At 61.1% G+C, this 14,768-nt stretch carries 10 protein-coding genes; 5 read left to right on the top strand and 5 right to left on the bottom strand.

From position 1 onward, the window contains the following. Positions 1-28 precede the first annotated feature (28 nt). On the bottom strand, positions 29-1,057 hold the full coding sequence (gene cytR, locus H7A77_RS16505; RefSeq protein ID WP_025304661.1) for a DNA-binding transcriptional regulator CytR: 1,029 nt from the start codon (positions 1,055-1,057) through the stop codon (positions 29-31). 291 nt (positions 1,058-1,348) lie between these two features. Continuing rightward, positions 1,349-3,544 (bottom strand): primosomal protein N', encoded by a 2,196-nt coding sequence (gene priA / locus H7A77_RS16510; protein ID WP_046687963.1) that lies wholly within the window; start codon positions 3,542-3,544, stop codon positions 1,349-1,351. A gap of 200 nt (positions 3,545-3,744) precedes the next feature. Between priA and rpmE the strand changes: the two genes are divergently transcribed. Beyond that, positions 3,745-3,960: a 50S ribosomal protein L31 gene (rpmE, locus tag H7A77_RS16515; RefSeq protein WP_004931078.1), complete on the top strand. Its 216-nt coding sequence runs from the start codon at positions 3,745-3,747 to the stop codon at positions 3,958-3,960. A gap of 77 nt (positions 3,961-4,037) precedes the next feature. Here the strand turns inward: rpmE and metJ are convergent, their stop codons facing one another. After that, a complete protein-coding gene (gene metJ / locus H7A77_RS16520; protein WP_004931076.1) occupies positions 4,038-4,355 on the bottom strand; it encodes a met regulon transcriptional regulator MetJ in 318 nt (105 codons plus the stop codon). Between the two features lie 304 nt (positions 4,356-4,659). Here metJ and metB point away from each other — a divergent pair, with 304 nt between their 5' ends. From metB to metF, 3 genes are all read left to right on the top strand, one after another. Next, positions 4,660-5,820 (top strand): cystathionine gamma-synthase, encoded by a 1,161-nt coding sequence (gene metB / locus H7A77_RS16525; RefSeq protein WP_033645215.1) that lies wholly within the window; start codon positions 4,660-4,662, stop codon positions 5,818-5,820. Between the two features lie 2 nt (positions 5,821-5,822). Next, the gene (locus tag H7A77_RS16530; RefSeq protein ID WP_182074421.1) at positions 5,823-8,258 is read left to right on the top strand and encodes a bifunctional aspartate kinase/homoserine dehydrogenase II; all 2,436 of its coding nucleotides are present in this window, start codon (positions 5,823-5,825) and stop codon (positions 8,256-8,258) included. A gap of 228 nt (positions 8,259-8,486) precedes the next feature. Then, on the top strand, positions 8,487-9,383 hold the full coding sequence (metF, locus tag H7A77_RS16535; RefSeq protein WP_033645217.1) for a methylenetetrahydrofolate reductase: 897 nt from the start codon (positions 8,487-8,489) through the stop codon (positions 9,381-9,383). Positions 9,384-9,486: 103 nt separating this feature from the next. Here metF and ppc read toward each other — a convergent pair whose 3' ends face one another. Then, the gene (gene ppc / locus H7A77_RS16540) at positions 9,487-12,123 is read right to left on the bottom strand and encodes a phosphoenolpyruvate carboxylase (protein ID WP_004931070.1); all 2,637 of its coding nucleotides are present in this window, start codon (positions 12,121-12,123) and stop codon (positions 9,487-9,489) included. A gap of 261 nt (positions 12,124-12,384) precedes the next feature. Continuing rightward, on the bottom strand, positions 12,385-13,530 hold the full coding sequence (gene argE, locus H7A77_RS16545; RefSeq protein WP_015379410.1) for an acetylornithine deacetylase: 1,146 nt from the start codon (positions 13,528-13,530) through the stop codon (positions 12,385-12,387). Between the two features lie 216 nt (positions 13,531-13,746). Here argE and argC point away from each other — a divergent pair, with 216 nt between their 5' ends. Next, on the top strand, positions 13,747-14,751 hold the full coding sequence (argC, locus tag H7A77_RS16550) for an N-acetyl-gamma-glutamyl-phosphate reductase (RefSeq protein WP_025304655.1): 1,005 nt from the start codon (positions 13,747-13,749) through the stop codon (positions 14,749-14,751). Positions 14,752-14,768 lie beyond the last annotated feature (17 nt).

Consider the following 14,768-nt stretch of genomic DNA (forward strand, 5'->3'; position numbering starts at 1 on the left):
TCATGTTACTGAACCCTAAAATATTTGACTAGCGTTTCGGAGCAGCGGTGCTGCCTCTGATAATCAATTCACTGTCCAAGAGTCGGGAGCCGCTGGCCACCGTCTGGCCGTTCAACTGCTCCAACAGCAACAACATCGCCTGCTGGCCGATCTGGAAGCGCGGCTGCGCCACCGTGGTCAGCGGCGGATCGCAATACTGCGCCAGCTTGAGGTCGTCAAAGCCGACGATCGACAGATCCTGCGGTACCCGCAGCCCCATTTTCTTCGCCTGGGACAGCACGCCGATCGCCATGACGTCGCTGTGGCAGAACACCGCCGTCGGCGGTTTCGGCTGAGCCATCAACTGGGTCAGCGCTTGCGCGCCGGCTTCGTAGGTAAAATCACCCCGGGTAATATAGCTGCTTTCGACGGTAATGCCATTACGGCGTAGCGCTTGAACATAACCTTGCAGCCGATAATGGCTCAGCGGCATCTGTTCCGGCCCGGCGACGCAGGCGATCTGCCGGTGGCCCAATTGATGCAAATAATGCACGGCTTCAAAGGCGGCGGTCAGGTTGTCGATATGCACCGTTGGCAGTTCCAGCTCGGGCGCGAACTCATTGGCCATCACCATCGGCGGCAGGTTGCGCTGCTCTTCCTTGCTGGCGTCGAACGGTAGATTAGAGCCCAGCAGCAGCATGCCGTCGATCTGTTTGGTGATGATCAGATTGACGAAGGTGCGTTCTTGCTGGTTTTGCTGCGCGCAGTCGCCGATCAGCACCAGATAGCCTTGTTGGGCGGCGGTCTGTTCGATCCCCTGGATCACATCCGCGAAAAACGGATCGCAGATGTCGGGCACGATCACCAGGATGGTGCGAGATTCGTTGCGTTTGATATTGCGTGACAGAGCATGAGGAGAATAACCCACGGCCAGCACGGCCTGTTCCACTTTCTGACGCGTTGGCGTTGACACCTTTTCCGGATTCATCAGCGCACGCGATACGGTAGCCGTTGAAACGCCCGCCATTTCGGCGACGTCTTTCATGGTCGCCATGGATAACTCTTTCTTGTGTTCCAACGCCTTTCTCCTTGCGTCAGCCCCATGCCGACGCCACTACTGCTGTTTGCTCACAATGTCCGGCATGCGGTGGCGGGATTGTTGTCATTGAGCGCCACTCGCGTTCGAGCACTCCGTCGCGCTGCGATGTGGCGACAAAATTTGCCCTCGCAGACATTCTAAACAGAATACGCCCCGCCTTTGTTACCTAATTTGCATAAAAAATGTGACCTGAGAAGGTTTTTTAGCGTTCGCTCGCAATTTAAAGGGTAAACGTTTGCATGACGGCAGCTAAATCGGACTTTTCCGGGATCAGCTGTCGATCGGATCGACATCCAGCGTCCATTTCACCTTGCGCGTTTGCGGCAGGGTGCCGATCAGCGGCAGCGAGCTTTTCATCAGCTGTTGCAGGACGCGCCGTGTCGGATGCTGCAGCAGCAGCTGCCAGCGGAAACGGCCGCCGCGTTTGGACTGCAGCGCCGGCACCGGGCCCATCACCCACAGCGAATCGTCCTTAAGCGGACTGGCTTCCAACAGATTGCGCAGCTGCTGCAGGAACAGCGGGGCCTGTTGGTTATCGTGATCTTCGGCGCGCACGATGATGTGGCTGGTGTAGGGCGGCAGAAACACGCTGTTGCGCTCCGCCAGCGTCTGTTTGGCGAAGGCGTCGTAACCTTGTTGCAGCAGCACCTGCAATAACGGGTGCTCCGGGTGGTGGGTTTGCAGCAGCACTTCACCCTGTTTGCCCGCTCGCCCCGCGCGCCCGGAGACCTGGGTATAGAGCTGAGCAAAACGCTCGGCGGAGCGGAAGTCAGCGGAGAACAGCGCGCCGTCCACGTCCAGCAACGCCACCAGCGTGACGTCGGGAAAATGGTGGCCCTTGGCCAGCATTTGCGTGCCGATCAGAATGCGCGCTTCGCCGCGATGAATATCCGCCAGGTGCTGCTCCAGCGACCCTTTGCGGCTGGTGGTGTCGCGATCGATGCGGGTGATCGGCGTGTCGGGGAACAGCGGCGCCAGCTCATGTTCCAGCTGTTCGGTGCCGACGCCGACCGATACCAGGTGGGTGGAGCCGCACTGCGGGCATTGGTGCGGCACCGGTCGCTGGCTGTCGCAGTGGTGACAGCGCAGCTGGCGCTGATGCTGGTGGAAGGTGTAATAGTGATCGCAGCGCTGGCACTCGGCGATCCAGCCGCACTCGTGGCACAGCAGCGCCGGGGCGTAACCGCGGCGGTTGAGGAACAGCATCACCTGATTGCCGGCTTTTAAATGGTGCTGCATGCTTTTCAAAAGCGGCTGCGACAGGCCGACCTTCAGCGGCAACCCTTTCAGATCGATCAGATGCTGCGCCGCCGGTTTGGCGTTGCCTGCCCGTTGGGTGAGCTTCAACTGGCGATATTTGCCCAGTTGCACGTTGTGCAGCGTTTCCAGTGCCGGCGTGGCGGAGCCCATCACCATCGGGATATCTTCTTCCCGGGCGCGGAACACCGCCAGATCGCGGGCGTGGTAGCGCCAGCCTTCCTGCTGTTTATAAGAGCTGTCGTGCTCTTCGTCGATGATGATAACGCCCAGTTGCCGGAACGGTGTGAACAGCGCCGAGCGGGTGCCGATGACGATCGCGGCTTCGCCGCTGCGCGCGCGCAGCCAAACCGCCAGCCGTTCGCTGTCGTTCAGCCCGGAGTGCAGCACGTCCACCGGCGCGTTGAAGCGCTCGCGAAAGCGGGCGATGGTTTGAGGCGTCAGGCCGATTTCCGGTACCAGCACCAGCGCCTGCCGGCCTTTGGCCAACACGTTCTCCAGCACGCTGAGATACACCTCGGTCTTGCCGGAGCCGGTGACCCCGGCCAGCAGCCAGGCGGCAAACTGCTCATCTTCGCTTCGGATCGCCCCGACGGCGGTGGCCTGTTCGGTATTCAGCCGCAGCCGCTCGCCGAGCACCGCAAAGTTGGGGCGCCAGTCCTGCGTGGCCGCGACCTGAGCGCGCAGATCGATCAGCCCTTTGGCGCGCAGCGCCTGCAGGGCGCTTTCCGTCAGCTCAAGCTGGCTGACTTGATGGCGATAGACCGGGCGTTGCAACAGCGCCGCCAGCGCCTGCTGCTGTTTCGGCGCGCGTTTCAGGCTTTCGGGCGGCGTGGCGCGCCCCTCTTCGGTGGCGAACCACTGCCACAGCGGCGCGGCCTCGGCCGGTTTGCCTTGGCGCAGCAGGATCGGCAGCGCGTGGAACAGCACTTCGCCGATGGGATAGTGGTAGTAATCGCTGGCCCAGCGCAGGATGCGCCACAGGCTGGGGGAGAACAGCGATTCCGTGTCGATCACGCTGTCGATCGGTTTGAGCTTGTCCAACGGCAGTTCGCTGGTGTCGCTGCAGCCGGTGACGATGCCGATTGCATGCTGCCTGCCCCAGGGCACGCCCACGCGCGCGCCGGCCACCGGCTGCATGCCGGGCGGCAGCAGATAGTCGAAGGTGCGGGCGAGGGGGACCGGCAAAGCAACGTGTACGACGGGCATGATCTCATCCAAATTGAAAAAAAGTGGGCATCAGTTTACACGGCGCATCGGCAAATGTACGGTTCCGATTGCGCGCCCCGACTAATGCTGTATAATTTGCCGCCTTTGGTATAATTCGATACCAAAATTCTATTATCAACCACGTGTGGTGTCTGGCGAAACAGGGCTGGATAGCGACACGGCCTTAACTGAGGTTTCCCATGAAACAAGGTATCCACCCAAAATACGAAGAAGTTACTGCTAACTGCTCTTGCGGTAACGTGATGAAGATCCGCTCCACCGTGGGCCACGATCTGAACCTGGACGTTTGTGGCGCATGCCACCCGTTCTACACTGGCAAGCAGCGTGATGTTGCTACCGGTGGCCGCGTTGACCGCTTCAACAAGCGTTTCAGCGTACCAGGCGCTAAGAAATAAGATTTCTTATCGACCGATGAAAAAGGCGCCCTGGGCGCCTTTTTTCTTTTCTGCCGCCGGCGTTCGCCGGGCGGTTCTCAATATTCCCAGGTATCGGGATCGACACCCAGTTCGCGCATCAACGCTTTTGCGGCTTCCGGGATTTCATCGCTGCGCTCTTTACGCAGGTCTTCATCGTTCGGCAGCGGCTGGCCGGTAAAGGCATGCAGAAACGCTTCGCACAGAAGTTCGCTGTTGGTGGCGTGGCGCAGGTTGTTCACCTGGCGACGGGTCCGTTCGTCGGTGAGGATTTTCAGGACCTTCAGCGGAATGGATACCGTGATCTTTTTGACTTGCTCGCTTTTTTTACCGTGTTCAGCGTAAGGGCTGACATACTCGCCGTTCCACTCAGCCATGGGACACCTTAACTTTGTCAGAAAAATTACAAAATTCTAAAAACCGGCCAATTATGCCCGATCTTCACTGTTCTCACTAAATAAATGTCAATTTTACGCGACCAGGGTCACTGAATGCCCCGCTTCGGCTAGGCATTGCCGCTTAACATCTTATCGTCATGTCATATCGGCATAATTTTAGCGGGTATTGTGTCATTGCTCAATCTATACGCAAAGAAGTTTAGATGTCCAGATGTATTGACGTCTATCAATCCTGCGATTACTCTTTAGGCCTCATTCACCGAACCGAGAGCCGAGCGAGCCCATGACGCGTAAACCAGCCACGATTGCCGTACGCAGCGGCCTGAACGACGACGAACAGTACGGCTGCGTTGTCCCGCCGATTCATCTGTCCAGCACCTATAACTTTACCGACTTCAATCAACCCCGAGCTCATGACTACTCGCGCCGCGGCAACCCGACGCGCGACGTGGTGCAGCGCGCGTTGGCGGAGCTGGAAGGCGGCGCCGGCGCGGTGATGACCGGCAGCGGGATGTCGGCGATCCATCTGGTGACCACCGTACTGCTGAAGCCCGGCGATCTGCTGGTGGCACCGCACGACTGTTACGGCGGCAGCTATCGGTTATTCGACAGCCTGAGCAAGCGCGGCGCTTATCGCGTGCTGTTCGTCGATCAAGGCAATGAGGCCGCCCTGCAACAGGCGCTGGCGCAAAAGCCGAAGCTGGTGTTGATAGAAAGCCCCAGCAATCCGCTGCTGCGGGTGGTGGACATCGCGGCGATCTGCGCTGCCGCGCACGCGGCGGGCGCGTTGACGGTGGTGGACAACACGTTCCTCAGCCCGGCCCTGCAACAGCCGATCGAACTCGGTGCCGATCTGGTGGTCCATTCTTGCACCAAATACCTGAACGGGCATTCGGACGTGGTGGCCGGCGCGGTGATCGCCAAAGATCCTGAGCTGGCGGTCGAGCTGGCCTGGTGGGCGAACAACATCGGCGTGACCGGCGGCGCGTTCGACAGCTATTTGTTGCTGCGCGGCATGCGCACGTTGTCGCCACGCATCAAGGCGGCGCAACAAAACGCTGAAGCGATTGTTGACTATTTACAGCAGCAACCGCTGGTGAAAAAGCTGTATCATCCCTCCCTGCCGGAGAATCCGGGGCATGAGATCGCCCGTCGTCAGCAGCGCGGTTTCGGCGCGATGCTGAGTTTTGAACTGGACGGCGATGAAGCGGTGCTGCGCCGTTTTCTCTCTGCCCTTGAGCTGTTTACTCTGGCAGAATCGTTGGGCGGCGTAGAAAGCCTGATCTCGCATGCAGCGACCATGACTCACGCCGGCATGGCGGCGGAGGCGCGGGCAGCGGCCGGCATCTCCGAGAGCCTGCTGCGCATTTCCGTGGGTATTGAAGACAGTGAAGATTTGATTGCCGATCTGGAACGCGCTTTCCAGGCGGCGGCAACGAGGTAAGCATGAATGCAATTGCTGTAGCAGGGCCGGTGAGCGGGCGTCAACTGCACAAGTTTGGCGGCAGCAGTCTGGCGGATGTGAAGTGTTATCTGCGTGTGGCCGGGATTATGGCGGAATACAGCCAGCCGGGCGACATGATGGTGGTATCGGCCGCCGGCAGTACCACCAACCAGTTGATCAACTGGCTGAAGCTCAGCCAGAGCGATCGCCTGTCTGCGCACCAGGTGCAGCAGACGTTGCGTCGTTATCACAGCGATCTTATCAGCGGCCTGTTGCCGCCGGAAAGCGCCGAGCCGCTGATCGCCGAGTTCATTCAGGATCTGGAACGCCTGGCGGCGCTGCTGGACGGCAATGTCGACGAGGTGTGCTACGCCGAAGTGGTCGGGCACGGCGAGATTTGGTCGGCGCGCCTGATGGCGGCGGTGCTCAACCACCTGGACATGCAGGCGGCCTGGCTGGATGCGCGTGACTTCCTGCGCGCCGAGCGCGCCGCGCAGCCGCAGGTGGATGAAGGCCGTTCTTACCCGCTGTTGCAACAATTGATGGCCCAACACCCGGGTAAACGCCTGGTGGTGACCGGGTTCATTTCGCGCAACGACGCCGGGGAAACCGTGCTGTTGGGGCGTAACGGCAGCGACTACTCCGCCACTCAGGTCGGCGCGCTGGCCGGCGCTGCGCGCGTCACCATCTGGAGCGACGTGGCCGGGGTTTACAGCGCCGATCCGCGCAAGGTGAAAGACGCCTGCCTGCTGCCGCTGCTGCGTCTGGACGAAGCCAGCGAGCTGGCGCGTCTGGCTGCGCCGGTGTTGCATACCCGTACCCTGCAGCCGGTCTCCGGTAGCGATATCGATCTTCAGCTGCGCTGCAGCTATCAGCCGGAGCAGGGCTCGACGCGCATTGAGCGCGTATTGGCTTCCGGCACCGGCGCCAAGATTGTCACCAGCCACGACGATGTGTGCCTGATTGAACTGCACGTTGCCGCTCAGCATGACTTCAAACTGGCGCAGAAAGAGTTGGATCTGGTGCTCAAGCGCGCGCAGATCAAACCGCTGGCGGTGGGCATCCACCCAGACCGCAACCTGGTGCAGCTGTGCTACACCTCCGAGGTGGTCAACAGCGCGCTGGCGACGCTGCAGGCCGCGGTGCTGCCAGGCGAGCTGCGCCTGCGCGAAGGGTTGGCGCTGGTGGCGATGGTCGGCGCCGGGGTGTGCAAGAACCCGCTGCACAGCCACCGTTTCTATCAGCAGCTGAAAGATCAGCCGGTCGAGTTTATCTGGCAGGCGGAAGATGGCATCAGCCTGGTGGCGGTATTGCGCCAGGGGCCGACCGCGCTGCTGATCCAGGGGCTGCACCAAAGCCTGTTCCGCGCCGAGAAGCGCATCGGTCTGGTGCTGTTCGGCAAGGGCAATATCGGGTCGCGCTGGCTGGAGCTGTTCGCCCGTGAGCAGACCAATATCTCCGCGCGCAGCGGCTTCGAATTTATCCTGGCGGGGGTGGTGGACAGCCGCCGCAGCCTGCTGAACTATGACGGGCTGGATGCAAGCCGCGCGCTGGCATTCTTTGAGGACGAAGCGCAGGAGCTGGATGAAGAATCGCTGTTCCTGTGGATGCGCGCGCACCCGTTCGACGATCTGGTGGTGCTCGACGTGACCGCCAGCGAAGAGCTGGCCGGGCAGTATCTGGATTTCGCCAGCTACGGTTTCCACGTGATCAGCGCCAACAAGTTGGCGGGGGCCTCGTGCAGCGACAGCTATCGCCAAATACGCGACGCCTTCGCCAAAACCGGCCGCCACTGGCTGTATAACGCCACCGTCGGCGCCGGCCTGCCGGTCAACCACACGGTGCGCGATCTGCGCGACAGCGGCGACAGCATTCTGGCGATCAGCGGCATCTTCTCCGGCACGCTCTCCTGGCTGTTCCTGCAGTATGACGGCACGGTGCCGTTCACCGAGCTGGTGGATCAGGCCTGGCAGCAGGGGCTGACCGAACCGGATCCGCGGGTCGATCTCTCCGGCCAGGACGTGATGCGCAAGCTGGTGATCCTGGCGCGCGAGGCGGGCTACGACATCGAACCGAACCAGGTGCGGGTCGAGTCGCTGGTGCCGGCGGGGTGCGAGCTAGGCTCCGTCGATCAGTTCTTCGAGAACGGTGAGGCGCTGAATCAGCAGATGCAACAGCGCTTTGAGGCCGCCAGCGAAATGGGCCTGGTGCTGCGCCACGTGGCGCGTTTCGACGCCAACGGCAAGGCGCGGGTCGGCGTAGAGGCGGTGCGCCCTGAGCATCCTCTGGCCTCGCTGCTGACGTGCGACAACGTGTTCGCCATCGAAAGCCGCTGGTATCGCGATAATCCGCTGGTGATCCGCGGGCCGGGCGCCGGCCGCGATGTGACCGCCGGCGCGATCCAGTCAGACCTTAACCGATTGGCGCAGCTGCTTTAATCCTCTGCGGGCGCGGGCTCACCGCGCCCCTTGGCTTTTCCTGCCATACTTATCTTTGTCGCGATCATGAAATTCCCTCGTTGAGCGGGTGAGGATTAATCATCTTATTCCCCTCATTTTCCTGTTGACTCTTTAGCCAACATGCGGCATTTTCTATCTAGACGTCTAAACGTATAGACGCTCATCAAGATGAAATAAAAACAGTGATCGATAAGAGGTGAGCAGGGTATGAGTTTTTTCCACGCAAACCAGCGGGAAGCGCTGAATCAGAGTCTGGCGGAGTTGAACGGCCAGATTAACGTATCATTCGAGTTCTTCCCGCCACGCACCAGCGAGATGGAAGAGACCCTGTGGCAGTCGATCGATCGTCTGAGCATTCTCAAACCTAAATTCGTTTCCGTCACCTACGGCGCCAACTCCGGCGAGCGCGATCGCACCCACAGCATCATCAAAGGGATCAAGGAACGCACCGGCCTGGAGGCGGCGCCGCACCTGACCTGCATCGATGCCAGCCCGGCGCAGCTGCGCGACATCGCGACCGATTACTGGAACAGCGGCATCCGCCATATCGTGGCGCTGCGCGGCGATCTGCCGCCGGGCGGCGGCAAGCCGGAAATGTACGCGACCGATCTGGTGGCGCTGCTGAAAGACGTGGGTGACTTCGACATTTCCGTCGCCGCTTACCCGGAAGTGCACCCGGAGGCGAAGAGCGCCCAGGCCGATTTGATTAACCTGAAACGCAAGATCGATGCCGGCGCCAGTCGCGCGATTACCCAGTTCTTCTTCGACGTTGAGAGCTACCTGCGCTTTCGCGACCGCTGCGTCGCCGCCGGTATCGACGTGGAAATCGTGCCGGGCATTCTGCCGGTGTCCAACTTCAAGCAGCTGCAGCGCTTCGCCACCATGACCAACGTGCGGGTGCCAAGCTGGATGACCAGCATGTTCGAAGGGCTGGACGACGATGCGGAGACCCGCAAAATGGTCGGTGCCAACATCGCCATGGACATGGTGAAGATCCTGAGCCGCGAAGGGGTGAAAGATTTCCACTTCTATACCCTGAACCGCGCCGAGATGAGCTACGCCATCTGCCACACGCTGGGTGTGCGACCGGTGGCCGCCGCCTGACGGGCTTGCTCCATTGACAAGGGCGCCGCTTTACCGCGGCGCCCTTTTTTGTGGGGGGGACATAAAAAAACGGCCCCGGTAAACGGGGCCGCGATGAGGCTCACTAGCCGGTGTTGCGCATCCCGGCGGCGACGCCGGCGATGGTAACCATCAGCGCCTGCTCCACGCGGGCGTCCGGCTGCTCCTGCTGACGCGAACGGTGCAGCAATTCGGCCTGCAAGACGTTCAACGGGTCGGTATAGACGTTGCGCAGCGCGATGGATTCGGCGATCCACGGCAGGTCTTCCATCAGGTGCGCATCGTTGGCGATGGTCAGCACCACCTTGATGTCGCTTTCCAGCTGATCGCGCAGCTGTTGGCCCAGCGGCCACAGCGATTTATCCACCAGGCGCTGATCGTAGTATTCCGCCAGCCACAGGTCGGCTTTGGCGAACACCATTTCCAGCATGGCGATGCGGGTGGAGAAGAACGGCCAATCGCGACACATCGCCTCCAGCTCCGCCTGTTTGCCGGCTTTCACCGCTTCCTGCAATCCGGCGCCGGCGCCGAGCCAGGCCGGCAGCATCAGGCGGTTCTGCGTCCAGGCGAAGATCCACGGAATGGCGCGCAGGCTCTCTACGCCGCCGTTCGGCTTGCGCTTGGCCGGGCGTGAGCCCAGCGGCAGTTTGCCCAGCTCCAGCTCCGGCGTGGCCGCGCGGAAGTAAGGCACGAAGTCCGGGTTTTCACGCACGTAGCCGCGATACATTCGGCAGGAGGTCTCGGACAGGTCGTCCATCAGCGCCCGCCATTCTTTCTTCGGTTCCGGCGGCGGCAGCAGGTTGGCCTCGAGGATCGCGCCGGCATACAGCGCCAGGCTGCTGATGGTGACTTCCGGCAGGCCGAACTTGAAGCGGATCATCTCGCCCTGTTCGGTGACGCGCAGGCCGCCCTTCAGGCTGCCCGGCGGCTGCGACAGCAGCGCCGCATGCGCCGGAGCGCCGCCGCGGCCGATGGAACCGCCGCGGCCGTGGAACAGCGTCAGCGCCACGCCGGCCTTTTCACAGGTTTTGATCAGCGCGTCCTGCGCGCGGTACTGTGCCCAGGAAGCGGCCATCACGCCAGCGTCTTTCGCCGAGTCGGAATAGCCGATCATCACCATCTGTTTGCCCTGGATGAAGCCGCGATACCAGTCGATGTTCAGCAACTGGGTCATTACGTCGTCGGCGTTGTTCAGGTCGTCGAGGGTTTCGAACAGCGGGGCGACCGGCAGCGCGAACGGGCAGCCGGCCTCTTTCAGCAGCAGGTGCACCGCCAGCACGTCGGAAGGCGTGCGCGCCATCGAAATCACATAGGCGGCGATCGAGCCCTGCGGCGCTTCGGCAATCACCCGGCAGGTTTCCAGCACTTCCTGCGTGTCGGCGCTCGGTTGCCATTTCAGCGGCACCAGCGGGCGTTTGGAGTTCAGTTCGCGGATCAGGAACGCCTGCTTATCGGCTTCCGACCAGCTTTCATAGTCGCCCAGCCCCAGATAGCGGGTCAGCTCGGCGATGGCTTCGGTATGGCGGGTGCTCTCCTGACGCACGTCGATGCGCACCAGCGGCACGCCGAAGCAGCGCACGCGGCGCAGGGTATCCAGCAGTTGACCATTGGCGATGATGCCCATGCCGCAGGCCTGCAGCGACTGGTAGCAGGCATACAGCGGCTCCCACAGCTGCTCGTTGTTCACCAGCAGGTCGTGCGGTTTCAGCACGCGCTCGCCCTTCAGGCGACCTTCAAGATAAGCCTGGGAACTCATCAGCTGGCTGCGCAGCTGCTTCATGATTTCGCGGTAAGGCTCCTGCACCTCATCGCCGCCGGCGCGGGCGCGCAGCTCCGGGGTGCACTCGGTCATCGACAGCTCGGAGACCAGCACCTGGATGTCGCGGGTAAACAGGTCGCAGGCTTTCCAGCGGCTGAGCAGCAGCACATGGCGGGTAATTTCGGCGGTGACGTTCGGGTTGCCGTCGCGGTCGCCGCCCATCCAGGAGGTGAAGCGCACCGGCACCGCTTCTACCGGCAGGCTGTAATCGATGGAGTTTTCCAGCTGTTCGTTGAATTCGCGCAGGAACGCCGGCACGCCTTCCCACAGGCTGTTTTCCACGACGGCAAAACCCCATTTGGCTTCGTCGATCGGGGAAGGGCGGTGTTTGCGAATTTCATCGGTGTGCCACGACTGGGCTACCAGCTGACGCAGGCGGCGCATGATCTTGTTGCGCTCGTAGTCGGCCAGATCGTTGTGATCGAGCTGGCTGAGGCAGGTGTTGACCTCCACCAGCTTGTGGATCAGGGTGCGGCGGGTGATCTCCGTCGGGTGCGCCGTCAACACCAGCTCGATGGAGAGTTGCGACACCGCGTGCTGCAGCTCTTTGTCGCTGAGCTTTTTGTCTTTGAGACGGCTGAACAGTTGGGCCAGCGCTTCCGGGTTGCTGGCGGCTTCGCCGTTGGGCGAAATGCTGTGGTACTGCTCGGCGACGTTGGTCAGGTTGAGGAACTGGCTGAAGGCGCGCGCCACCGGCAGCAGCTCGTCGTTGGACAGGTTCTGCAGGGTGGAGAGCAGCTCCTGGCGATGCGCTTCGTTGCCGGCGCGTGAGGATTTGGAAAGCTTACGGATGGTCTCAACGCGATCGAGAATATGCTCGCCCAGCGCTTCTTTGATGGTATCGCCGAGCAATTTGCCGAGCATACTGACATTACTGCGCATTGCCGAATATTGTTCGTTCATATAACCCCTGACCCAGTTCTGTATGTATGATTTTTATCTTGTAAATAAATTTCACGCGTCAGGCGCAGACCGCCTGCCTGATCCCATCGCGTTCCTGTCCAATCGTCAATTGACACTATTTTTAGCAAAAAAACATCAAAATCGGCGCATTTTCTGAAATTTAATTACGCCGCGTGGGTTATCAGCGTGGCTTATTTCGCTGCTTTCTACTTATTTTGAGTTAGGGGAAGCATAAAGCATTTCCCCTGCTAAATGTCGGGTTTATTGCCGGCAAAAGTGATTGACCAGCTGGCCCAACAGTTTGCGCGTCGGTTCGATAAACGCGGTGTCGATGTATTCGTCCGGCTGGTGGGCCTGATCGATGGAACCGGGGCCGAGCACCAACGTCGGGCAGACCTGTTGCACGAACGGCGCTTCGGTGCAGTAGTTGACCACCTGCGTGCGGGTGCCCAGCAGCTCCTCGATCACCGCCACCATGCGGTGGTCGGTCGGGCATTCGTAGCCCGGCACCGACGCGTGCAGCTCTTCGATGGTCAGGCGGCCCGGCCAGCGTTGGCTTACCGGCTCCAGCGCCTGATGCATCAGTTCGTTGATGTTGTCGAGCGTCATGCCGGGCAACGGGCGGATATCCAGGTGCAGTTCGCAACAGGCGCAGATGCGGTTGGCCGCGTCGCCGCCGCTGATATGGCCGAAGTTCATGGTGGGATAAGGCACGGCGAACGCCGGGTTGTTGTAGCGCTCCTGCAGGGTCTTGCGCAGCTCCATCAGGCGGCCGATGGACTCGTGCATCAGATCGATGGCGTTGACGCCGCGCGCCGGATCGCTGGAGTGGCCGGACTGGCCGACGATGCGAATGGCGTTGGCCATGTGGCCCTTGTGCGCGCGCACCGGCTGCAGCGAGGTCGGCTCGCCGATGATGGCGAAATCCGGACGAATGGCGGTAGAGGCGGCGAAGTAACGCGCGCCGGCCATCGTCGTTTCTTCATCTGCGGTGGCTAAAATGTACAACGGCTTGGTCAGCTTGCTCGCGTCGATATCGCGCACCGCATCCAGAATAAAGGCGAAGAAGCCTTTCATGTCGGCGGTGCCCAGCCCGTAGAGCTTGTTGTCGTGCTCGGTCAGGGTGAAGGGATCGCGCGTCCAGCGGCCTTCGTCGTAGGGCACGGTATCGGTGTGGCCGGCCAGCAGCAGGCCGCCGCTGCCTTCGCCGATGCTGGCCAGCAGGTTGAATTTGTGGCGCGACTCCGGCACCGGCTGTACGTCGACGCGAAAGCCCAGGTCGGCAAACCATCCGGCCAGCAAGTTGATTAACGCCTCATTGCTCTGATCGAGGCCGGCATCGGTGGCGCTGATTGACGGAGTGGCGATCAACGCCCGGTACAGCTCAATAAATGGAGGTAATTTCATCTTCACTGTTGACAGCCTTAGGTTAGGATAGTATCAATATTCATTCATTTATTTTGAATAAAAATACAGTAAGCCGAAGCGTAAGGGAACCCGATGCCCGGATGTTTATAAAAGCATCAACGCCTGGCTCCGTGGGTGAACGGCGCAACAACGCTGGCTAGCCCTGTTACCTGGGTCGCAAGCGACCGCACGTCAGTTTAGAAGGTGAAAGGCCACATGTTGAATACGCTGATCGTTGGTGCCAGCGGTTACGCCGGAGCGGAGCTCACGGCTTACCTGAATCGCCACCCACACATGAACATAACCGCTTTAGCGGTTTCAGCGCAAAGTGCAGATGCAGGAAAGTTGCTTTCCGATCTCCATCCCCAGTTGAAAGGCATCGTCGATCTGCCGCTGCAGCCGTTGACTGACGTCGCCAAGGCGGCGCAGGGCATCGACGTGGTGTTCCTCGCCACCGCCCATGAAGTCAGCCACGATATCGCACCGGCTTTCCTGGCGGCGGGCTGCGTGGTGTTCGATCTGTCCGGCGCCTTCCGCGTGCAGGACGCCGGTTTTTATAGCCAGTACTACGGTTTCGAGCATCAGCATGGCGCTCTGCTGGAGCAGGCGGTGTACGGCCTGGCGGAGTGGCAGAGCGACAAGATTAAACAGGCGCAGCTGATCGCGGTGCCGGGCTGTTACCCGACGGCGGCGCAGCTGGCGCTGAAACCGTTGATCGAAAAACAGCTGCTGAATCTGGATCAGTGGCCGGTGATCAACGCCACCAGCGGCGTCAGCGGCGCCGGGCGCAAGGCCAGCATGACCACCAGCTTCTGCGAAGTGAGCCTGCAGCCGTACGGTATTTTCACTCATCGGCACCAGCCGGAGATCGCCGCGCACCTGGGCGTGCCGGTCATCTTTACGCCGCACCTGGGCAATTTCCCGCGCGGCATCCTTGAAACCATCACCTGCCGTCTGAAAGCCGGCGTGACCGCGCAGGACGTCGCGGCCGCCTATCATGCCGCCTATGACGACAAGCCGCTGGTGCGGCTGTACGACCAGGGCGTGCCGGCGCTGAAAGCGGTGGTGGGGCTGCCGTTCTGCGACATCGGTTTTGCGGTGCAGGGCGAGCATCTGATCGCCGTGGCGGTGGAAGACAATCTGCTGAAAGGCGCGGCGGCGCAGGCGGTGCAATGCCTGAATATCCGTTTCGGCTTCCCGGAAACCCAATCACTCCTTTAAACCAGCGTGAGTAAACA

It is taken from the genome of Serratia sp. ME47, from assembly GCF_903970925.1.
Taxonomy (GTDB): domain Bacteria; phylum Pseudomonadota; class Gammaproteobacteria; order Enterobacterales; family Enterobacteriaceae; genus Serratia; species Serratia ureilytica.

Coding starts and splice junctions, on each gene's coding strand:
- metJ (WP_004931076.1), bottom strand. CDS start 4,355: ATGGCTGAGTGGAACGGCGAGTATGTCAGCCCTTACGCTGAACACGGT.
- argC (WP_025304655.1), top strand. CDS start 13,747: ATGTTGAATACGCTGATCGTTGGTGCCAGCGGTTACGCCGGAGCGGAG.
- metB (WP_033645215.1), top strand. CDS start 4,660: ATGACGCGTAAACCAGCCACGATTGCCGTACGCAGCGGCCTGAACGAC.
- argE (WP_015379410.1), bottom strand. CDS start 13,530: ATGAAATTACCTCCATTTATTGAGCTGTACCGGGCGTTGATCGCCACT.
- rpmE (WP_004931078.1), top strand. CDS start 3,745: ATGAAACAAGGTATCCACCCAAAATACGAAGAAGTTACTGCTAACTGC.
- H7A77_RS16530 (WP_182074421.1), top strand. CDS start 5,823: ATGAATGCAATTGCTGTAGCAGGGCCGGTGAGCGGGCGTCAACTGCAC.
- metF (WP_033645217.1), top strand. CDS start 8,487: ATGAGTTTTTTCCACGCAAACCAGCGGGAAGCGCTGAATCAGAGTCTG.
- ppc (WP_004931070.1), bottom strand. CDS start 12,123: ATGAACGAACAATATTCGGCAATGCGCAGTAATGTCAGTATGCTCGGC.
- priA (WP_046687963.1), bottom strand. CDS start 3,544: ATGCCCGTCGTACACGTTGCTTTGCCGGTCCCCCTCGCCCGCACCTTC.